This is a genomic window from Pedobacter punctiformis, from assembly GCF_027213715.1.
In the GTDB taxonomy this organism is placed as follows: Bacteria; Bacteroidota; Bacteroidia; order Sphingobacteriales; family Sphingobacteriaceae; genus Pedobacter; species Pedobacter punctiformis.
The window spans coordinates 355,144-376,698 of sequence record NZ_JAPWGM010000003.1 but is presented as its reverse complement, the minus strand read 5'-3'; the positions used below and the strand labels follow the sequence as shown (position 1 = coordinate 376,698).

At 34.9% G+C, this 21,555-nt stretch carries 23 protein-coding genes; 7 read left to right on the top strand and 16 right to left on the bottom strand.

Annotated elements, in window-relative coordinates; genetic code table 11:
• Positions 1-59: 59 nt before the first annotated feature.
• The 6 genes from gldF to O0955_RS10770 all read left to right on the top strand — a co-directional run bounded on the left by gldF (position 60) and on the right by O0955_RS10770 (position 5,890).
• Positions 60-785: a gliding motility-associated ABC transporter permease subunit GldF gene (gene gldF / locus O0955_RS10795; protein ID WP_269427561.1), complete on the top strand. Its 726-nt coding sequence runs from the start codon at positions 60-62 to the stop codon at positions 783-785.
• The gene (gldG, locus tag O0955_RS10790; RefSeq protein WP_269427560.1) at positions 782-2,467 is read left to right on the top strand and encodes a gliding motility-associated ABC transporter substrate-binding protein GldG; all 1,686 of its coding nucleotides are present in this window, start codon (positions 782-784) and stop codon (positions 2,465-2,467) included. Before gldF ends, gldG begins: the two co-directional genes overlap by 4 nt.
• A 33-nt stretch (positions 2,468-2,500) precedes the next feature.
• The gene (gene dnaN / locus O0955_RS10785; protein ID WP_269427559.1) at positions 2,501-3,625 is read left to right on the top strand and encodes a DNA polymerase III subunit beta; all 1,125 of its coding nucleotides are present in this window, start codon (positions 2,501-2,503) and stop codon (positions 3,623-3,625) included.
• A gap of 78 nt (positions 3,626-3,703) precedes the next feature.
• Positions 3,704-4,384, top strand: coding sequence for a DUF4397 domain-containing protein (locus O0955_RS10780; RefSeq protein WP_269427558.1), 681 nt, complete (start codon positions 3,704-3,706; stop codon positions 4,382-4,384).
• 60 nt (positions 4,385-4,444) lie between these two features.
• A complete protein-coding gene (locus tag O0955_RS10775; RefSeq protein ID WP_269427557.1) occupies positions 4,445-5,143 on the top strand; it encodes a DUF4397 domain-containing protein in 699 nt (232 codons plus the stop codon).
• Positions 5,144-5,212: 69 nt separating this feature from the next.
• Entirely contained in the window at positions 5,213-5,890 is a 678-nt protein-coding gene (locus tag O0955_RS10770; RefSeq protein ID WP_269427556.1) for a DedA family protein, read from the top strand.
• A 68-nt stretch (positions 5,891-5,958) separates the two neighbouring features.
• Here O0955_RS10770 and O0955_RS10765 read toward each other — a convergent pair whose 3' ends face one another.
• The 16 genes from O0955_RS10765 to O0955_RS10690 form a co-directional block, all read right to left on the bottom strand.
• Positions 5,959-6,915: a zinc dependent phospholipase C family protein gene (locus tag O0955_RS10765; RefSeq protein WP_269427555.1), complete on the bottom strand. Its 957-nt coding sequence runs from the start codon at positions 6,913-6,915 to the stop codon at positions 5,959-5,961.
• Positions 6,916-7,007: 92 nt separating this feature from the next.
• Complete coding sequence (locus O0955_RS10760; protein WP_269427554.1) at positions 7,008-7,433, bottom strand: VOC family protein; 426 nt, start codon at positions 7,431-7,433, stop codon at positions 7,008-7,010.
• Between the two features lie 106 nt (positions 7,434-7,539).
• The gene (locus tag O0955_RS10755; protein WP_269427553.1) at positions 7,540-7,851 is read right to left on the bottom strand and encodes a hypothetical protein; all 312 of its coding nucleotides are present in this window, start codon (positions 7,849-7,851) and stop codon (positions 7,540-7,542) included.
• 111 nt (positions 7,852-7,962) lie between these two features.
• Positions 7,963-8,415, bottom strand: coding sequence for a DUF1569 domain-containing protein (locus tag O0955_RS10750; protein WP_269427552.1), 453 nt, complete (start codon positions 8,413-8,415; stop codon positions 7,963-7,965).
• Between the two features lie 69 nt (positions 8,416-8,484).
• Complete coding sequence (locus O0955_RS10745; protein ID WP_269427551.1) at positions 8,485-9,720, bottom strand: DUF3999 family protein; 1,236 nt, start codon at positions 9,718-9,720, stop codon at positions 8,485-8,487.
• A complete protein-coding gene (locus tag O0955_RS10740) occupies positions 9,698-12,088 on the bottom strand; it encodes a DUF2339 domain-containing protein (RefSeq protein WP_269427550.1) in 2,391 nt (796 codons plus the stop codon). The genes O0955_RS10745 and O0955_RS10740 overlap by 23 nt, the downstream gene beginning before the upstream one ends.
• A 179-nt stretch (positions 12,089-12,267) precedes the next feature.
• On the bottom strand, positions 12,268-12,825 hold the full coding sequence (locus O0955_RS10735) for a GNAT family N-acetyltransferase (protein ID WP_269427549.1): 558 nt from the start codon (positions 12,823-12,825) through the stop codon (positions 12,268-12,270).
• Positions 12,826-12,835: 10 nt separating this feature from the next.
• Positions 12,836-13,468 carry a hypothetical protein gene (locus O0955_RS10730; RefSeq protein WP_269427548.1) on the bottom strand — a complete coding sequence of 211 codons (633 nt, stop codon included), beginning with the start codon at positions 13,466-13,468 and terminating at the stop codon, positions 12,836-12,838.
• Between the two features lie 4 nt (positions 13,469-13,472).
• Positions 13,473-14,036 (bottom strand): YdcF family protein, encoded by a 564-nt coding sequence (locus tag O0955_RS10725; protein WP_269427547.1) that lies wholly within the window; start codon positions 14,034-14,036, stop codon positions 13,473-13,475.
• Between the two features lie 69 nt (positions 14,037-14,105).
• Complete coding sequence (locus O0955_RS10720) at positions 14,106-15,014, bottom strand: M28 family peptidase (RefSeq protein WP_269427546.1); 909 nt, start codon at positions 15,012-15,014, stop codon at positions 14,106-14,108.
• A gap of 124 nt (positions 15,015-15,138) precedes the next feature.
• Positions 15,139-15,747 (bottom strand): alpha-ketoglutarate-dependent dioxygenase AlkB family protein, encoded by a 609-nt coding sequence (locus tag O0955_RS10715; RefSeq protein ID WP_269427545.1) that lies wholly within the window; start codon positions 15,745-15,747, stop codon positions 15,139-15,141.
• Positions 15,731-15,979: an Ada metal-binding domain-containing protein gene (locus O0955_RS10710; RefSeq protein WP_269427544.1), complete on the bottom strand. Its 249-nt coding sequence runs from the start codon at positions 15,977-15,979 to the stop codon at positions 15,731-15,733. Before O0955_RS10710 ends, O0955_RS10715 begins: the two co-directional genes overlap by 17 nt.
• A 3-nt stretch (positions 15,980-15,982) precedes the next feature.
• Positions 15,983-16,696 carry a 2OG-Fe(II) oxygenase gene (locus tag O0955_RS10705; protein WP_269427543.1) on the bottom strand — a complete coding sequence of 238 codons (714 nt, stop codon included), beginning with the start codon at positions 16,694-16,696 and terminating at the stop codon, positions 15,983-15,985.
• Positions 16,697-16,703: 7 nt separating this feature from the next.
• Positions 16,704-17,552 carry a bifunctional helix-turn-helix domain-containing protein/methylated-DNA--[protein]-cysteine S-methyltransferase gene (locus O0955_RS10700; protein WP_269427542.1) on the bottom strand — a complete coding sequence of 283 codons (849 nt, stop codon included), beginning with the start codon at positions 17,550-17,552 and terminating at the stop codon, positions 16,704-16,706.
• A 145-nt stretch (positions 17,553-17,697) separates the two neighbouring features.
• Positions 17,698-19,554: a molecular chaperone DnaK gene (gene dnaK / locus O0955_RS10695; protein ID WP_269427541.1), complete on the bottom strand. Its 1,857-nt coding sequence runs from the start codon at positions 19,552-19,554 to the stop codon at positions 17,698-17,700.
• A 72-nt stretch (positions 19,555-19,626) separates the two neighbouring features.
• Positions 19,627-20,868, bottom strand: a complete 1,242-nt coding sequence (locus O0955_RS10690; RefSeq protein ID WP_269427540.1) for a glycosyltransferase — start codon at positions 20,866-20,868, stop codon at positions 19,627-19,629.
• Positions 20,869-20,963: 95 nt separating this feature from the next.
• On the opposite strand from O0955_RS10690, the gene O0955_RS10685 reads away from it, so the two are divergent.
• On the top strand, positions 20,964-21,545 hold the full coding sequence (locus tag O0955_RS10685) for a MiaE family protein (RefSeq protein WP_269427539.1): 582 nt from the start codon (positions 20,964-20,966) through the stop codon (positions 21,543-21,545).
• Positions 21,546-21,555: the final 10 nt, after the last annotated feature.

Genomic DNA, 21,555 nt, shown 5'->3' with positions numbered 1-21,555 from the left:
AATTTAAGGAAGTTTATTTTGCAGCAATAAATTAATTAACTTCGACCTTTTCAATATTTATGTACGCAGTTTTTAAACGCGAATTATTCAGTTTTTTAAGTTCTATGGTAGCTTATATTACCATAGGCGTTTTTTTATTGGTTTCAGGGCTTTTGCTGTGGTTTTTCCCCGATACTTCGGTTTTAGATTACGGTTATGCCGAGTTAAGTGGTTTTTTTAATCTGGTGCCATATTTATTTATGTTTCTAATCCCTGCAATAACAATGAGGTCTTTTGCAGAAGAAAAACGCGAGGGTACCTATGAACTTTTAGTAACTAAGCCCATTACGGTTTGGCAAATTATTGGTGCCAAATATCTGGCAAGCTTAGTATTGGTGCTTTTTGCTTTAATACCAACCCTGATTTATTATTATTCCGTTTATCAGCTCGGTTTTCCGACAGGGAATATAGATTCGGGTGCTGTAATAGGTTCTTATATTGGTTTATTCCTTTTGGGAACAGCTTTTACCTCGATCGGAATTTTCTCCTCCGCACTAACAAAAAATCAGGTTATAGCTTTTGCCATTTCTGTATTTCTTTGTTTTGTAACGTTTAGTGGATTTGATTCTGTAAGTAAAATCATCAGTTTGCAAAATATTGAAACCACTTTAACCGCTTTGGGCATTAATGAGCATTACCAATCCATTAGCAGGGGGGTACTCGATACCCGCGACCTGATTTATTTTATTACTTTTTCTATCCTTTTTTTATTGTTTACCAAATTAGCAACAGGAGGGAAGAAATGATAAACAATAAAAATAAATGGGTTAATGTGCTTTTTGTGATTCTTTCTTTAGTTATCCTTAATGTGCTGGGGCAATATTTTTATCATCGCTTCGATTTTACTGCAGATCAGCGTTTTACACTGAACGATAAAACAAAAAAGATATTAACATCTACCGATAAACCAATTGTGGTGACTGTTTTTTTAGATGGAGAACTGCCGCCTGCCTTTAAGCGTTTAAAAGCTGCTGTTAACGATTTACTCTCTGATTATAAAGCCTATTCAAAAACAGAAATGAAAATAGTTTTTGTTGATCCGTTAGCGGGTTTAAATCAGGCAGATCAGGATACGGTGATCAATAATTTATACCAAAATGGAATTGAGGCAACCAGTTTAAGTGTCAAAACGGAAAGTGGTTTAACTCAGAAATTTGTTTTTCCGATGGCCATGATTGAAAGTGATGGAAAGCAATTACCCGTTAAACTTTTTCAAAACCTTGACCCAGGGCGTAATTATGAGGAAAATATCAATAACTCAATAGAAAACCTGGAATACATTTTTACTTCCAGTTTAAAAAAAGTCATTACCGGAAAAAATCCACGGATTGGATTTACCGAAGAAAATGGCGAATTGTCCGATCTTCAGTTAAATGATGCCATTCATACACTATCTAATAGTTACGAAGTTGGGCGTGTTAATCTGAATACCATTGATCAGGCAGGACTTGATAAATTAAACCTGTTGATTATTGCAAAGCCGAAAAAAGCCTTTACTGAAGCCGAAAAATATAAAATAAACTACTTTGTTATGAATGGCGGGAGGGTAGTTTGGAGCATTGATCAGGTAAACGCTGATTTAGATAGTTTAAGAGGTAGAGGCAGTCAAATGGTTTTCAATAGTAATTTAAATTTGGATGACATGCTTTTTATGTATGGCGCCAGAATAAATTATAATGTAATTGCAGATGCAAACTGTGCCGAAATCCCTGTTTCAACCGGGAGTGTTGGCGGTCAAAGTCAGATCCAAATGGTACCCTGGTTATATTATCCAATATTATTGCCCGATACCTTACACAGCGTAGTTAAAAATTTAGATGGCATTAAATCTGAATTTCCAAGTACAGTAGATAGCATTGGGGTAAAGGGAATTACTAAATCGTATATTTTAACAACATCTGCTTTTAATAAAACCTTTGAAGTGCCAAAACTATTTTCTTTGCAAATGGTTGCAGAACAGCCTGATCTGAAAGCATTTCGCAGCACACTAAAAAATACAGGGTTAATGCTCGAAGGAAATTTTCCATCCGTATTTGCCGGAAGGCCGTTGCCTGCCGGAATTACATCGCCTTATACAACAGCTACTACAGGCAAGCCTGCTAAAATGATTGTAATTGGAGATGGAGATATCTTTAAAAATCAGGTGGTTGAGAAAGATGGCTCTCCATTACCGCTGGGTTACGACCGCTATTCTAAAACAACTTACGGAAACAAAGCTTTGCTGTTAAATATCGTCGATTATTTTACCGATGCAGATAATTTGATTGCGCTTCGGAATAAAGAGGTTAAAATCAGGCTTTTAGATAAGGCTAAAGTAAAAATTGAGAAGACAACATGGCAAATGGTTAATATTGTTGCACCATTGTTATTGTTAATATTCTTCGCAATTTTTCAACATTATTACCGTAAGTACAAGTACGCTAAATAATTTTTATATTTTTGAAGAAGACTAAATGATATCATGAGATTTATTGTATCCACATCAACTTTATTAAAACACCTGCAAACTGTAAATGGTGCTTCAAGCAGCAGTACAGTTTTACCTATATTGGAAAATTTCTTATTTGAAATTAAGGATGGCAATTTAACCATATCGGCTACCGATTTGCAAACCAGTATGACAACTTCTTTGGCTGTTGAATCAAAAGAAGAAGGTAAAGTAGCTGTCCCGTCAAAAATTTTATTAGATACACTTAAAACTTTACCAGATCAGCCAATCGCTTTCAACATTGATGATGCTTCATTTGCAATTGAAATTAGCGCAGGTGATGGTAAGTATAAATTAAGCGGAGAAAATGGAGACGATTTTCCTAAAATTCCGGTTGTAGAAAATGCTTCTTCTGTAAATTTACCAGCATCAGTTTTAACTGAAGCGATAACCAAAACTATTTTTGCAGTAAGTAACGATGAGTTACGTCCGGCAATGACGGGTGTTTATTGTCAGTTATCTCCTGAGCACATTACTTTTGTAGCAACCGATGCGCATAAGCTGGTGCGTTACCGTCGTATGGATAGCAAAGCGGATAAAGCAACTTCATTCATTTTACCTAAAAAAGCACTAACCCTTTTAAAAGGAGCTTTACCATCTACTGATATTAATGTATCGGTTGATTATAATGCTACAAGTGCTTTCTTCAAATTTGAAAACATCAATTTAGTGTGTCGTTTAATAGACGAACGCTATCCTGATTATGAGGCAGTAATTCCAACTAACAATCCAAATAAATTAATTATCGACAGAGGGTTATTTTTAAATACGCTGCGTAGGGTAGTTATTTTTGCGAACAAAACCACACACCAGGTAAGATTAAAAATCAGCGGCAGCGAATTGAATATTTCTTCGGAAGATTTAGATTTCGCAAATGAGGCACACGAACGTTTAAGTTGCCAATATGATGGTGAGGATTTAGAAATCGGCTTTAATGCACGTTTCTTAATCGAAATGCTTAGCAATTTAAGTGGAGATGAAGTTACTTTAGAGCTTTCTACGCCAAATAGGGCAGGCTTGTTAATTCCTCAAACCAACGATGAAAACGAAGATGTTTTAATGCTTGTTATGCCGGTAATGTTAAATAACAGCTACTAAAGACTATAAATTTAGTTTATTATAAACAATGGCTTGGTTTTTGACCGAGCCATTGTTGTTTTAAACCAATATCTACCTATGAGCTGCTCTACAAAATCATTTTTACCTGCCAGATCCATAATTTTACTTTTTGTAGTCTTTATTTTGTCGTCCTGTAAAAAGAATGACCCTGGGGTAGTGGTTAAAGGAGAAGCAAAAGTTAAAATTGTGAATGCAGTGCAAACAGAATCAGGTCAGAATCTTTACGTTGATGATCAAAAAGTAGAAATTAATGCTTTAAATTTTGGAGAAACGAGCGACTATTTAAAGATATTTTCTGGCAGCAGGAAGATAGGCTTTAAAGATGGAAATAATGTAGCTACGGAAGCTGAAATTAACTTTATACCCTCGATAACCTACACCACTTTCTTAGTGAGTGATAGAACTGGTAAAAAAGAAGTAATAAATTTTGAAGATAATTTGAGCAATACAGAAAATGATAAAGCTAAAATTAAGCTGATCAATTTAACACCCTATTTTAATACAGGTATTAGTGTAAGCGTACAAACCGGAACCCAGTTTGTAAACAGTTTAATGTATAAAGAAGCATCTAATTATTTTACTGTTGATACTGGTTTAAATTTGCGTTTCAATGTAGTTGGTTCAACAAATATTAAAACAATTGCTGGTACAGATTTACAACCTGGTAAAATTTATACCATTTGGTTTAGCGGCACAACCACAGCTACGCTGGAAGCCCATATCATTACAGATAATTAATTTCAACAACTCAAAAGCTTTCTGTTATCTTTACGTTTTAATAGTAAAGTAAATTTCTTTATGAAAAAACCATCTTTTTTTATTTTAAAACTGAGTTTTTTGATTGGATTTATATTGATCATCAGCTCTTGCATTAAGAACGACAATCTTATTGCTGGCGATGCAAAAATTAAATTTTTCAACTTTGTAAATACCGGTGCAGCAAAAGATTTTTATTTAGACAGTGCCAAATACGTTACAGGCGCTAGCTATGGAAACAGTGCCGGTTACACAATTGTACCTGTTAGCACTTTTCCTGGTGGTCAAAGCTATAGGTTTATGGTTAAAAATACACTTAAACCAGACTCTTTAAAAGGAACTCTTAAATATTTAATAGAGGTTGGAAAAAACTATTCCGTTTATTACACAAAAAATAAGAAATTGGATTCGATGCTCGTTATTTACGAAGATAATTTAACCATTGATCCTGATAAAGCCAAGCTGATCTTTTTAAATCTGGGCTATAATCTGAGTAATAAGGTTTACATCAGAGATGAAAAGAAAAGCTATGAGGTAAACTTAAACTACAATGAAAAAACCGATTACAAACTTATAGATATTGACCCTAAATTGGCTAAAATATACATGAATAATGTTGACTCTGTTAATGTTATTGATACCATTTCGGGCACTAATTTTTCTAAAGGAAAAATTTATACCATCCTGATCGATTCCGATAAAGCAGGCAGATTGCTTAAACGGGTACTCGCTAACAATTAATAACGATTAATATTTTAAAACTATCATTAATCGTTTTCATATTCATACTTTTGCTCAAAATTAGATAACTTGGAATTACTACAACAACTTTTAGATTTTATTCTACACATTGATGTCCACTTAGCTCAAATTGTTAATGATTATCAAACCTGGACTTACCTGATTCTTTTCTTAATTATTTTTGCTGAAACCGGTTTTGTGGTGACACCGTTTTTACCTGGCGATTCTTTGTTATTTGCAATGGGTGCTTTAATCGCCGGCGAACATGAAACAGGTTTAAACATCTGGCTTATGTTAATTATTTTAATCATAGCCGCTATTTTAGGTAATACTTTAAATTATAAACTTGGGAGTGTGCTGGGAGCAGGGGTATTTAAAGAAAATAATAAGATTTTAAAACTGAAATATTATCACCAGTCACACGAGTTTTTTGAAAAACATGGTGGTAAAGCAATTATGTTAAGCCGCTTTTTACCGATTTTCAGAACCATTGCACCTTTTGTTGCAGGTATAGCAAAAATGCCATTTGGCCGTTTTACCTATTACAATATTATTGGTGGAGTAACCTGGATTTTTACCTTGTTAATTGGTGGATATCTGCTTGGCCAGATACCGGTAATTAAAAATAATTTTGAACTGGTTATTATATTTATTGCTGTGGTAACCTTTGTCCCGGCAGTATGGGCAGCAGTTAAAAGCCGTTTAAAACCAAAAGAAGTAGAGAAAATGATAGATTCTGAAAAATAAAGAGTCTGAAATGAATAAGTAAGCCGTGTTTCAATAAAGTGAAACACGGTTTTTTATTTTAAGAGCAATTATAGTTCCCTGCCAATCAGCTTGTTATTTTGGTACTTCTTTTCTATCTCTTTTTCTATCGCTACTTCTTCAGGAAGCATTTCAATTAATTTTAAATTTTTAAGCTCCGGCTGGCCGGCATCAACCCAGGCAGAATACCAGAAAGAACCTATTTCGAGTATTGCATTACGCATTTGCTTTTCTACCATGCTATTCATTTGATCCTGATAGGCTTTTGAATAACCGATAGAATACTGTTTTAATACGATATTATTTCTTTCTGAGAAGCTGTATTTCTGATCCGAAGGAAATGCTTTATTTAATTGTGCTTCCAGCGTTAAAACCGAATCTACCAGACCATGAGTATGTTTAAGGATTTTCCAGGCTTCTTTTAATGGGTTTTCGATATAAATGGCTTTACCAACCACATAATTGTATTGAGTCGAAAACAGTTCGGGCAAACGACTTTCCCAAAAAGCATGAATGCCAACCTGATTACTAAGCTGGCCATTGTGATTATTTGTCGTGTGCAGGGGCACGTGGGCATCTCCAATATAATGGCCCAACCACGCAGAATACTTTAATATTTTAAGAGAATCATGTGTTTTAAAGGCCTTAACCAAACTATAATACGTTCTCTGAATTTGCCAGGGAACAATGCCATTTTCATTTAATTTCTTTTGTCCGTATTTTGCCAGTGCATCATTCCATTTTTCAGGAATACTATCTATTTCCTTTTCATAATTTTCTACATCCAGATAATGGCGGGGTGCTTCCAGTGTATCGGCATAACGTCTTTTATCAGGATCAACAGCGTGTTCTGTCAGGTACTTAATATTCTTTTTATATAGAGGCATCATACTTGCCGGCAGGGTAAATACAGCAAGGTGATTGATCCGTTTGTGGGCAAAAAATCCCCAGGAGGTACAAAATAGTATTGGGATGATTAACGCGAGGCATATCGTTAATCTTTTCATAAAGGAAGATACGGAAAATATAATCTGTTAAAGCACGAAGAACCTGAAATATATAAAAGGTTCTTCGTGTTTAGTAGTTCTTCATCCCTATTTTAGGCATTTTTAATCTTGTCAAGATCTAGTTTTTTCATTTGCATAACTTCTTTCATCACCCGTTCTGCTTTTTCGGGTATCGACATTAGCTCTGCGATTATAGAGGGTACAATTTGCCACGAAACACCAAATTTATCTTTTAGCCAGCCACACATGCTTTCCTGACCGCCATCTGCTGTTAACTTTTCCCAATAATAATCTATTTCCTGTTGGGTTTCGCAGTTGATCATAAATGAAGTGGCTTCATTAAATTTAAATTGAGGACCTCCGTTTAAACCCATGAATTTGCTTCCATTTAATTCAAACGTAACCACCATTGGAGTATCATGGGTAATTTTGGAGTCTTTAAAAACTGTGCAGTAAAAATCTGCGGCTTCTTTTGCCTTGCCATCAAACCAAAGGCAGGTAGTGATTGGATTTGCCATTTTTTGATTATTTAGTTATTTAATTGTTCGTTATACAAGTTTAAACAACTTGTAATCATTTTATGAGGCTTGAAAACGACATATTTAAGGGGCAATTGAGACTGTTTTAAAAGGGATTGAAATTTATATCGTAGGCATACGGATGCTCTGCAGGCGGTTCTATAGGTTCTGTTTCATAGATTTCTATTTCATCAGCAATGCTAAAACCGATCTGCATGCCAACGCTTTGGAATAATTCAACACAATCTTCAAAAGATTTTACCCACATTTTCATACCCATGTAGGCATTTCCATTAGGGCAACTAAAGGCTTGTAAATCGGTTACTGTTCCCGCTGCTAAAGCAGTATAGTGGTTGTATTGGGTTTTATATTTTCCGTATTTTAATTTTGATGTTGACTCGATTTGTGATTCTGCCATGGTTAAACTGTATGGATATGTACGCTCTTGCAATTACAAGAACGCTTGATACTAAATTAATATTTTATTGAATAAGTATTTAATTAATGAAAATTAAACGATATCCTATCGTTAAACACCAAATTGATTTAAATGGTGATCTAAATGCTTGTAGAACATGTTATTCCATTCCTGAGCACTTAGTTTGCCAAAGGAGTGGGATTCTTTACCTTCAAAATGTTCAGCACCTAAAAGCTGTGTTTTTTTGATGTATTCAATTAGCCTTGACTTTTCTTTTTCAAAATCCTTCTGCTCTTTAATTACAAACTGTGGCGCTGTTGGATTGTCGCGTTTATAAGGTGTTTCACTCACAACTTTATTTTTAACCATGTTTTTCAAAATGAACCTCATAAATGCATTCGGTTTTTTATGAATATCATCATATACCATTTCATAACTCACGCAACAATGTGCAAGCATTTGCGAAACATTCATTTTGCCCCAAAGTGCTGCCGTTGAAGATGTTAGTTTTTCTATTCTGGCTATAACTTCGTTGGTAATTTCTTCACTAAATATATTTTTCATTTGTTTTGTTAATTATGCAGTTAAATTAAACTCTTTTTTGATTTTTTACCATCAATTAAGCGCTAATTTTTAGTTTTTAAGCATTTTATAAGAAAACCAGCCTAAAAGTGCAATAATTACAACCATTAGCGCCCATAACCAATTTTTGTTGCTAAATAATGGTTGCGCTGTTACAATGGTATTGTACGAAGGATTTTTTTCTTCATTGCCTATGCTTAATGCTGATGGGTTTGAAGGAATCTTATTCTCAAACCTGGCAATATCATAATCAGGGCTAGCCGCTTTATTATTGCCATAATACAATGCATAATTAAGTTTTGGATTATCGAAACGAGCAACTAAATCATAAACATTGCCTTTTAATTGTATTGGATTAAGTCTTAACGGCCTGTTGTCGTAATTTTCTATAGTAATTCTCAGTCTTGACGATATGGTATTTTTGAAATTAAATTCAGGATTTTCCAGCGAGCTGATTACACCATTGTATACATCGGTAAAATTATATTGGATGCCTTTATCGGTTTTAAAACTATCTGTGGCCAGTTCGATTTTTATCGGGCGGTAAAAATCGAAATCACTTTGCGCATTAATTTTAACAAAAGAAATGGGAACAGCATTTGCCAGCGTAACCTCAATAATGCTTTGTTTGGTTTTATTGTCGTTTTTTAATTCAAATCCCGAATATTTTACATCCTGATAGAGACCCTTAACCGTATCAATTAACAACGTTTTTGCGGCCAGCAGGGTTGGTAATTCAGGACTTTTAACTTGTATGCGAAAGTAAGAATAGGCTGCATCGCTAAAATTAAGCTTAGTAAACTGATAATCCGTATCCTTATTTTTAATAGATAAAATACGGTAATCTTTTAAAATGGTAAACCATTCGGTACCATTATTACTGCCTTCTAGTGTTGCTTTCCAATCAAAATTATTTTGTTTAAAGCTTAAATCAATTTGATTAATGGTACTGGTTTTTGAAGCCTGAAGTGTAAAATAATAGCCATTTTGATTGTTGCTTTTATTAATAAGATTAAAAAGAATTTCCTTTTGACTGGTTTGACTGGAACGCTGTTTTATTAAGTAGGGAACTTCTATGGTATCTTTCCCGTTAAAACCGTAAATCCGGATGTCTTCAAAACCAGGCGCCAAATTTTTAAAAACTTGTGCAGGCAATTCAATATTATGCCAGGTGCTGCTAACCTCATTTATAGTTCTTTTATATTGGTATTGGTTAACCTGAGCCTGTAAAGTTCCGGCAAAAAATAATAAAGCGATAAATAGCTTAATTTTCAGTTTTAACATCATCTATAATTAAATGTTTGTACTTGTTGTAAAGGAAAGAGATAATAAGCAGTAACACACCCAGTGATACAAAAACAATGGTTTTAGCAATGGTATCCATGTAAGAAATATCGTAAACGAATAGTTTGATCAGGGTAATACCAAATAGTACAATTGCACCAATACGAAGGTGTTTTTTATTTTTCCATAAACCAATGCTGATCAGGAACAATGAATAAACACCCCATAAAATACTTAAACCAAGCTTATGACCACCATTTATTTTAGATAATTCTAAAATGTTGATCAATTCACTGCTGATTACCCATAGCAAAGAAATGTATAAAAGGTAATCGAAAGCGGTTTTTAGATTTCTCTTAAGTGTATCTAAGTTACTTAAGTAATAACAAGCTGTAATAAGTAAAGCAAAAAATGCAATCGAAATGTACCGGATTACAATATTAATAATCGGGATAGTAAAATAAGAATCACTTTGAGTTTTAAAGGTATCTCTTAGTAAACTTAAATTCCACAGACCATGTGTTAGAAATAGAATAACCACTAATAAATTAATGGCAATAACGGTGATAGATAATGCCGTGTTTTTAATTTTCTTAAGATTTAACCAGGTCAGGGCTGTAGCAAAAATTAGTGTGTAAACATAAATCCAGGCAACTTTTAGGTCCATTATATTATAGTTGTACCTAAACGAATCGTAATTTAGTTTTGCTTTTGGATTGATATTAATCTTTGTTGCATGGTATAAATTATTAAAATATTTTTCAATTTCCATTTTGAAAGTGATATAGGTAACCAGCAATAAAATAGATGGAATGACATAGGTTAAAACTTGTTTTGCCCATAGCCAGCGTTCAGGATTTTCGTTTTCTTTTTTATTAACGCTAAACATCCAGCCGAAAGCTGCAATAAAAATTGACGCCGTTAAAAAGCCAACATTTAAAATTGGAGTGATGGCTTTGTATTGATTATTGTAGTCGTAATAACTATAATTGTAACCAACAGACCAATCTTGTAATAAGCTAAGGAAAGCTAAAAAGATCAGCGGAAAGGACAACTTTTCGTAGATGGAAATGTTTTTAACTCTACCCAGATAAAATAGAACAGCAGCCTCTACTGCCCAAAATATAGTTACCCAACCTCCATTTAATTGTACAGGTACTGCCATGGTGATGAAAGTAATAACCATCGCTAAAATTAAGTAGAACAGGTTTTTATCGGCCAATTGCTTTTTGTAAATAATCAAACTTACTACAAAGTGAATAACTGCGTTAAACAGGGTGAATAATCCTAATAATTGTACGCCTGTTTTTTCTGTTTGCAGGATATAATAACCAAGGCCATAATAAACAAAGGAATTGAGCAGGATTAAAACTATATCCATAAAACCAAACTGTTCTTTTTTGCTCACTTTGTAAGCCAGATTGGTGATATAGAAAATAATGAAAAACAATGTGCTGAAAACCAGAGCAATGGTGTAATGTTGCACAACATCGAAAGAATTCATTAACCATGAGCCAAAAATGAGCCAGCTTAAACCAAATGAAACATAAAACAACGGTTTCCAGTACTTTTTAAAGCTCAATATTAAAATGCCTATGTTAATAATGGCCATGTAGCTAAATAACACCACAACTTTGCCCGAGCCATCACTTAGTAAAAATGGAACAGCATAGGCACCTACCAAACCAATGTGTGCAATAATTTGCTTATTATATTTTATAGCTGCTACAACAGTGAAGGAAGTAAACACAACCATTAAAATAAAGGCAAGTGCCTGTGGAATGAGGGCATAAAAATCGTAGGCTGCATAGGTAATAAAATACATTATGGCGATTGCACCACTAACCAGCACTGCAGAGAAATTTTCGTATTTCTCTTTCAGTTTAATTGCAAAAGCCATTAAGCCAACACCAACACCATAACCTAAAATAATCCGGGTTAGCGGACTAATCATATCATGATCAATGGCGTATTTGGCACCAATTGCAACACCAATAATTAAAATTAAAATACCAATTTTGCTAATCAGATTTTCGCCAATAAATTTTTCGAAATCAGATTTGACGATATTTTCCTTTTTAAAATTATCTGAAAAGCTACCCGTATTAGATGCCCGTGGAAACCTTTGTTGCGGTTGTGGTGCCGGAATATTTTGATTGGAGTAAACCGGTGGCCTGTTTTTCTGAGGAAAATTAACTGTCTGTGGTTCCGGTCTTGGTGTTGGCACCGTTACATCAGGTCTTTCGTTAGGAAATTGCAGTTGCCTTACTTCCTTCTTTAAAGCAATAATTTCGGCTTCAAAATCTTGTTGTCTTAGTAACAAGTTCTCCAGCTTAATTAATAGCAGGTTTAACTGTTTGGAATTATCCATTTTTATATTTTAGATAGAGCTGTAAAATTTTTTCTTACTAAATATAAGAATCAATTTTTATAAGCCTGATAAAATTATTCGCCAGTCTGAGATTTAAGAAAAGCAGAGTGATTTTTTTGATAAAGTAGTTATTATATAATGCCTGAATACAGGACAAATTGCGTATAATATTTTACAGGTTAATTTTGCCAATCCCAAAGTACCATGCTCCATTCTACATCATCTGGTGCTATAAATCTGTGAATTTCTTTAAAACCAATCCGGTTATGTGCTTTCATAGATCTTAAGTTTTTTGTTGCTACTTCAGTAATTGCGAAATCATATTTGCCCTGATAATGTTTTTTATATGCTTTATACACCTCGTCAAAAATACCCTGACCCCGGTAATTTTTATCTACACAAACCTGACCAACAACGAGGTAACTATAATCTGTAATTAATTTTTCCTGATAAGATACCTGTGCAAACATTTCGAACATGGGCACCAAAACTGGCATTTCAAATTTTGATTGAGCAGTCATGGCTAAAACATAGGCTGCTACTTTTTCTTCATCTTTAGCAATAATGTGTCGCTCAATGGTATTAAGCCTGTCTAATTCTTCTAAGGTATGGTAAACGGTAACAAAGCCCTGATCCAGCGCTTCACTTGCCGTTAAATTAGTACCTAAATTTGCTTTTTGTAAATCTAAAATAGCTAAAAGTTCTGGTTGAGTATCGGCAGTTTTATATTGTATCATGTTAAAAATGTTAGTTGTAATGTTGCTTTGCCCATTGTATTGCAGGCTTTATCCATTCTTCCATTGGTTTAAACAAAAAGCCATGTTTTAGCCCGGTATTTAATTCAATTTCTTTAAAATGGTTAATTTTTAAATTGGAAGTTTCTTTTCTTCTAATTGCTGAAACGCCAAATTCATCAGATTTTTCATAAATGGTTAAAATATTTCCACAATAATTTATACCTGGGAAAGCTGTAAGGTCCTTATCCTGGTAGCAACCAATAAAAACGAAGTTTACATCTGGGTTTTTTAAATTACTGGAAACATACTGAGCAATATAGCCACCTTTTGAAGTACCAATTACAGTAATATGATTAGGTTTTACGCCTGATTTTAATAAACTGCCTATTTGGGAGATGACTTTTTGTGTATAATTTCCAACATCCGTATTTGGAGGTCTTTTTTCACTGATGACGCGAAAACCAGCTGCTCTGAATTTGTTTAAAACCTCACGATATTCTGTTTTTCCATATTGAGGATGCGCTTCCGTAAGCGGATGATCTTCTGCAAATTTATTATGTAAAAAGAAAATGTAGCGTTGCCCGAAACTATAAAAAGAACAAAGCAAAAAGGAGAGGAGGAAGATATACTTTTTTAAATTCATTTTATTAAAATAATTCTTTGTAATAAGCTGCAAATTCGCGAATGATTGAATAGATATCCCGCCATTCAAAATACAAGGGACTTGCGCTGCTCAAATCGTCAAAACCATGTTTTCTGAAAAGCATTTTAGTTCTGGTCAGGTGATAATATTGTGAAACAACAATCATACTGTTAAAGTGAAGTTTACTTCGTAAGGCTAAAGTATTTTTAACAGTTTTTAATGTATTATCTCCGTAATTATCAACTGTAATTATGGAATTGGGTACACCATTTTTAACCAGATAATCTTTCATTTTATCACCCTCGTAAAATCCTTCTTTTCCAAGTCCGCCGCTTACAATGATGTTTTTTACCCTTCCCGATCGATATAAATCTAATCCACAGTTTAAACGTTGCGTTAACCTGTCCGACAGTGTTCCGTCGGTATTTACTTTATTTCCTAATATTACTGCCACATCAGCCTTATTATTTGAATTTTTAAGTCCATCAATAACTATAAAAAAAATGTGCAGCACAAACCATGATAAAAGAAAAAGAACTACAATTTTTAATGATTTCTTAATATTCATTCAATTCAGTTTAAGCTTAGGAAAAGTAAGCATATCTGATCAGAAATAAAAAAGAATGAGTTTTAATCATTAAAGTTTGAGCAGTGTAATTCTCACAGCGTCTATAACTTTAGCCATTCGATTTAGATCGAGTGTATCCATTTGGTCGGTTTTCTGGTGATAATTTTTATTTCGATAAAACGAAGTATCTGTAATCATTAAAGCACTAAATCCAAATTTCCAATAATTCAGATGATCAGAAAAATCAATACCAGACAAGGACTTGGGCCCAGTAAAAGTTTTGGTTTTAATGGTTCGGGCAGATCTAAAGATGTGATTAAATTGATTAGCAAACTTGCCAGCAGCAATTTTTTTAACTATTGTAATGTAATCGCCTTTGTCGCCATAAAACATAGAAAGTAGACCAATAGGGTAATCTTGAGATTTTGACTTATCTTTAAAATAACCAATCATTTCAAGAGAGACCATTCCCAATACATCTGCCTTGCGGCTAATTAATGATTTGGCGTGTATATAACTTCCCATAAACTCTGTCCTGAAATAAGGTGGCTCTTCTAAGGTGTAAGCTACCAGATCAATCCGATGATTGAGTTTTTTCCCCTTCAGCTGTCTGGCCAATTCTAAAAGTCCTACTACGCCACTTGCATTATCATCAGCACCTTCTTGTTCATTACAAACATCATAATGTGCCCCAACCACAATTCTTTTTTTTGCCGAAATATTGAAACTACAGATGATATTCTTATAGACCTGGTTATTTACGGTGTATTCCTGGATGAAAACATTATCTGTATATAGTCTGAAGACGGAACGTATATAATCAGCGGTTTTATTTAACTGATCGATATTATGATAGTTGCGGTATTTTTGAGTTTTTGTTAAAACAGTTAAATGCCGCTTGATGATGCTTGTGTCAGAATCATTTGAAGCATGACAAAAACTGATGGACATAATCATCAATAGGAGGGCTAATCGCATAATTTAATTTTATAGAAGTACCAGCGTAAACTTATCTGAACGAATATACTCTTAATCTCTATGGTGAAAAATTAAAAAATGTTAAATAAATATCTGATTAGAAAAATAATCTACTGGCAAATCGTTATTCAATAATCGTTCTGAAAGTTAGGTTAATTCTCGGTTTGTTAATTGTTTTAGTTGGTGGCAAGCGGTGCAGCCAATGGGTTTGCGTGGAGCCCTTCATCACCAGCAAACTCCCATGCTCTAAGATTAAGGAAACGGTTGTTTTATTTTGTTTGTGTTTGAAAGAAAATTTACGTTCTGCACCAAAACTTACCGAACCAATGGCACCGTTTTTCTTTAAATCTTTTTCTCCATCGCTATGCCAGGCCATACCTTCATCACCACTGTGGTATAAATTAAGCAAACAGGAATTGAATGTTTCTCCTGTGTGCTGCTCCATCCTTGTTTTTAATACCAGTAATTCTTCTGTCCAGGGCAGGGCAAGTTTTGTTGTGTTAGAATAGGTGTATTTAAAAGGTTTATTTCCATACCAGGCCACTTTTCGTTTGGTTAAAATGTGCTTGCCCAAAATAATAGCTTCATCATTTTTCCATTCGATTGTATTGAACAATACCTCTAAATAATAATTGGCTTCGTCTCTTGAAAATAGTTTACCGTAGTAATTTACAATGCCGTCCTGTGGCAATAGGTTAATATCTTCTGTTTTTTCGTTACTGAATAAATCCATTTTTCCAATTTTGATATTTAGCATGCATACAATGCCCGCAGGGGCGATACCCGTTTTGTATGGCTTCCGTTTCTGACGAAAAGAAAATTCTGTTTGCCATTTTCATCCGTTTACCCGATTTGCAATGTAAAGTTCCATAAATCTTTAATTTTAAATTCCCTCCGTAGCAAATTTCTTTTTGTTTTTTGGCTTTTTTTAGTTTCAGACTGGAGATGTTGCTATGCAAAATCATGGGTTAAGTTAAGGCATCGTGAAAAATAATACCTAAAGTAGTTCTTTCGCCGCTGTGTATTTCGCTTACTCCATGTTTCATATTTACCCGATAATAACCTTTACTGCCTTTTACCGGTCTGAAATTGGTGGTAAAAATAAGCATGTCGCCCTTTTTAGGTTTTAAAACAATAGCTTTTGATTGTGCTCTCGGTGTTTGCTGGGTGAGTACAAATTCGCCACCGGTATAATCTTTATCCGGTTCGTTTAAGAACAAAACAGTTTGGATGGGGAAATAAACATCTCCATATAAATCCTGATGCAAGGTGTTAAAACCGCCTTGTCCATATTTTAAAATCAGTACAGTTGGTTTTAGCTGATTATTTGTATGGCAAAGTGAAAGCAATTCTGCATGCGCATCCGGAAATTTTGTATCTATGTTTAAAACCCGCATCCACGCATTTGCAATTGGAGCAAGGTGCGGGTAAATGGCCGTTCTAATGCTTTGGATAAGATTGGGCATGGGATAATTAAAATATTTGTATTCGCCTAGCCCAAACCGGTAACGTTCCATGATCACTGTTTTTCGGTAAGCATCCGGATTATTGTAATTGTCTTTCAAGGTTTCGCATTGTTCATCACTTAATAAATTAGGGATAATGGCGAAACCATTTTGATGCATCTGCTCCGTAAGCTGGTCCCAATGAGCAGCTTTTATTCCTGATTCTATACTTTGCATGGCTTTTTTAAATTACAGTCTGGGTTTGTGCATTTTCCCAACCAATTATGGCCGTTTTTCGGGTATTGCCCCACATATAACCTCCAAAATTACCCGAAGACTGGATCACCCTGTGGCAGGGAATTAAAAAAGCAACAGGATTGCTGCCAATAGCGCTACCTACGGCCCTCGATGCATTTGGGTTTTCTAATTTTTTAGCGATTGAACCATAAGTAGAAAGCTGGCCCATTGGAATTTTTAATAGGGTTTCCCAAACTTTAAGCTGAAAATCAGTTCCTTTTAGGTGCAACTTTATTTCGGGCAGTTTGCTCCAGTCATTTTGAAAGATAAATAATGCATTTTGTTGCAACAAATCAAGTTTCCTGTTCAACGAAGCATTTGGAAATTTTGATTTTAAATCTTCCAAACCTTGTTCTTCTGACTCATTAAAGCCCATATAGCACACACCTTTGCTGGTAGAAGCTACAATGATGTTTCCAAAAGGACTTTCAGCATAACTATAGTTGATATTCAGGTTTTTGCCTCCGTTTTTATATTCTGCCGGAGTCATACCTTCAATGTTCACAAAGAGATCATGCAATCTGCTTGTACCCGATAGTCCGGTTTCATAAGCTGTATCAAATAAAGTGCTTTGCGTATCGGTTAAAATTTTCTTGGCGTGTTCTACACTGATGTATTGAAGAAATTTTTTAGGACTTGTACCTGCCCAATCGCTAAACAAACGTTGAAAGTGGAATGGACTTAAATGTACTTTCTCTGCAACTTTATCCAAATTTGGTTGCATTTTAAAGTTTGTTTTGATATAATCGATGGCAGTTGCGATGCGATTATAGTTAATTTGTTCCTGCTCGTTCATCTTCTTAAATTTTATACCACAAATATCAGAAGAGTAGGGTAGCTATAAAATCCGAAACTTGCTGATGTTGTGTATAATGACGATCACCTCAAATTATTTAAGTAACCCATATCGGGTCTAACCTATTTCTAAGTATATGTTAATATTATTCTATCTTTTTACCTTTCATAGCGGTAGAAATGGCGGCATCCATTACACGCTCGGCAAAGGGGCGGGTAAATTCATTTAATTCGTCGGCTTTTTTCAAGATGTTGTCTTTTTCAGCAGTTGCTAAAGCTTGCTTAAGCGCTTCTATGTAATTTTTTGTTTCCGTAATTTCTTCTTTTGTTAAGTGTTCAGCATGTTTTTCAATAAAACGCTCTGCAGTGTAAAGCAATTGCTCGCCTTCGCTGCGGGCTTCTATTAACATACGTTGTTCTACATCACTTTTAGCATAAGTAATGCTGTCGATCAACATTTTTTCTACTGTATCATCACTCAAACCATAACTTGGGGTAATTTCGATTTCCTGTTTTACACCCGAACGAAGTTCAATTGCCTGTACCGTTAGAATGCCATCTGCATTAAGCAAAAAGTTAATATCTACCTTAGGTAAACCAGCAGGCATTGCCGGAATTCCTTTTAAGTCAAACTCTGCTAGTTTACGGTTTTCTTTAACCAAATCACGTTCTCCCTGAAATACAGAGATTTTCATGTTTACCTGCCCATCAATTGATGTGGTGTATTGTCTGCCCGCCTTAGTTGGCACCTTGCTGTTTCTGGCAATAATAGTATCCATTAAACCGCCCATCGTTTCAATTCCTAAAGAAAGCGGGGTAACATCAAGCAATAAAATATCAGAACGGTTTCCCGCCAGTACATCCGCCTGTATGGCAGCACCGAGCGCAACAACTTCATCTGGATTAATGTTATCCTGTGGCTTTTTGCCAAAGAAATTTTCTACCTGCTGCTTAACAAATGGCGTACGGGTAGAGCCCCCAACTAAAATAACTTCGTCAATATCTGCTGTACTTAAGCCAGCATCCGTTAAAGCATTTTTACAAGCCACAATGGTTTCTTCAACCTTGGCAGAGATCAATTGCTCAAAAGTTTGTTTATCCAAAGTGCACCAAATATCGCCAACTTGCTCATTGTATAAATTTTGACTGGATAATGCTTTTTTAGCAGCCTCTGCCTGCAAACGCAGGGTTTGCATTAAAATATTGTTTTGCGCAATTTCTGAAGCATTCAGATTATTTTTCTCAAACCAGTAATTTAAAATAGCTCTGTCGAAATCATCGCCACCTAAATAAGTATTGCCATTAGTGGCTAAAACTTCAAATATTCCATTCTGGATTTGAAGAATAGACACATCAAAAGTGCCACCACCTAAATCGTAAACGGCAATGGTTTTTTGTTGTGTGGGGTCTAAACCAATTCCATAAGCTAAGCTTGCAGCAGTTGGTTCATTAACGATGCGCATTACATCTAAACCAGCCAGTTTGCCGGCGTCGCGTGTGGCCTGGCGCTGGCTGTCATTAAAGTAAGCTGGTACAGTAATGACTGCTCTGTTAACTGGCGTTTTCAGGGCGTGTTCTGCTCTTGCTTTTAATTCCTTTAATATTTCTGCAGAGAGTTCAATAGGGGTATAAAAACGGTTTCCAGCCTGGATTTTAACTAAAGCATCGGTGTCGTCATCAATTATTTTATAAGAAAAAATAGCTGCATGCTCAGCAACGTCTTTATATGAACGGCCTAATAAACGTTTTACAGAGAAAATTGTATTGGAAGGATCTGTAGTTAAAAATTCTTTGGCTTCATTACCTACAATGGCTTCACTTTGGCTATTAAAATATACTACCGAAGGTACTAAAACCCCTTTTCCGGTATCGTTTATTACTTGCGGGTTTTTATCCGGATTGATAAAAGCAACTAAACTATTGGTTGTGCCTAAATCTATACCGACTATAATTTCTTCTTTTTGAAATGAACCTGTGGCCAGGTTGATTGATATTTTTGCCATAGGCAACAAATTTACAACATTGTTATAAGGTTTTAAGGGGTAGAATGTTGTAATGTTGTCAGGATTGAAGATTTACTTGTTTTTATTCTTTTCTTCTATCCATAACGACATGTATCGGGTACTTTGTGTAGTATGATACTGTAAAATCTGACCGATAAAATTGTGTTCGCGGTGTTTGTTAAGATTGTGCATTAAATCCTGAAGTTTTTCAATAAACATATCCTCAAATTTGGCTTTTCCATAATGTTGATTAAGTAATTTAACGCCATTTTTTTGTGCATTTAACCAAAGGTTTTTATTTTGATATAATGCTGCAGCCTGTTGGATAAAAAGTTCCGAATCATCTTCAATAATTCCATTCCAGTTTAAACCCTCTTTCATTGCCTCAGCACCAATAGAAGTGGTTGCTGAAGGTGTGCCAACTTGCATGGCATCTACAAATTTACCTTTTACACCTGCACCAAACTGAATCGGTGCCAGTAATATTCTATGTTTAGCAATGGTATCTCTGGCATCTTTTGCCCGTCCGTGTACGTAAAATTTCTCTTCACTATTGTTTAACTGAAGAACTTTTTGTGAAGCATAAGCACCATAAATGTTCAGGCTTACCCCTGGAAGTTTTTTTCTTAGCTGAGGCCAGATTTTTGCTTTTAAAAACTGAACGGTATGCCAGTTGGGTTCATGTAAAAAGTTGCCAATAAATATAAAATCTTTCCGTTCTTCAAAGGTTTTCCAGTTTTGAATGGTTTGTGCAGTAATTTCTTCTTCTAAAAACGGGAGATAATAAATTAAAGAGGAATCAACTTTAAATTGATCCGATAAGATACCCATTTCAATTTTAGAGATGATTAAAGATAAATCGCAGCGTAATATGGACGCAATTTCTCGTTTGGCCATATCCGTAAATAAATTTATTGATTCTGTTTTTAACCCTTTTTTTGCAGCCTGTTGCCTGGCGTGCCGCAAAGCATGTAAATCTTCTGTATCCAGCAATTTAAAAGCATCAGGGCATTCTTGCTGCACTCTCCATCCATATTGTTCTTCAACCATGAAACGATCAAACATGACAACATCCGGATTTATTTCCCTTAAAAAATCATTAAAACTTTCATCATTCAGTTTAATGTCTCTTTCTGTAACGCCAATACCTTTTAAATCGAAACTAAAATCACTTTTTGAAGCTGCAGAAGCAAATACAACTTCGAATCCTTTTGATAAAAATAAATTGATTAGCTGGATCATTCTGGTGCCTGCTGCCGACGATGTGGGTTCGGGCCATACTAATCCAATAATCAATATTCTTTTAAGGGTCATGTTGCAAAATTTCTGCAAAATAAGTTGTTTTTGCCACACAATTTTAAAACCGTGCTGATTATTTCTAATTTTGGGCTTTGAATTTTGAAACAACCATGCTAGGATTAAAATTATTAACAGACCCGCGTTGGGCAAATATTGCTGAATCTAATTTAGAAGAAATTTTATCTGATCATGCCTGGTGCGAACAAAAGGCGGCAACAAATGCCATTACTTTAATTACACAAAATTCTGAACATCAGGATTTAGTTGATGAATTAACAGCGATTGCTATTGAGGAAATGCAACATTTTCAGATGGTTATTGAAATTATAAAGAAGCGGGGTTATACTTTAAGCAGGGAGCGTAAGGATGATTATGTTGGCCGTTTGGTTAAGTTTAGCAAGAAGGATGGAAGCCGGAATATGGCTTTTATAGACAGACTTTTATTTGCTGCAATGATTGAGGCCAGAAGTTGCGAACGTTTCCGGGTGTTATCTTTGAATATTAAAGATCAGGAACTGGCTAAATTTTATCACGAATTAATGGTTTCTGAAGCAGGACATTATACTACGTTTTTAAACTTTGCCCGTAAGTACAGCACCGATGTTGATGTGGATAAACGCTGGGCTGAATGGCTGGAATTTGAAGGGGAATTAATCCAGAGTTTCGGAATAAAAGAAGCTATACATGGATAGGAAAGCCTGT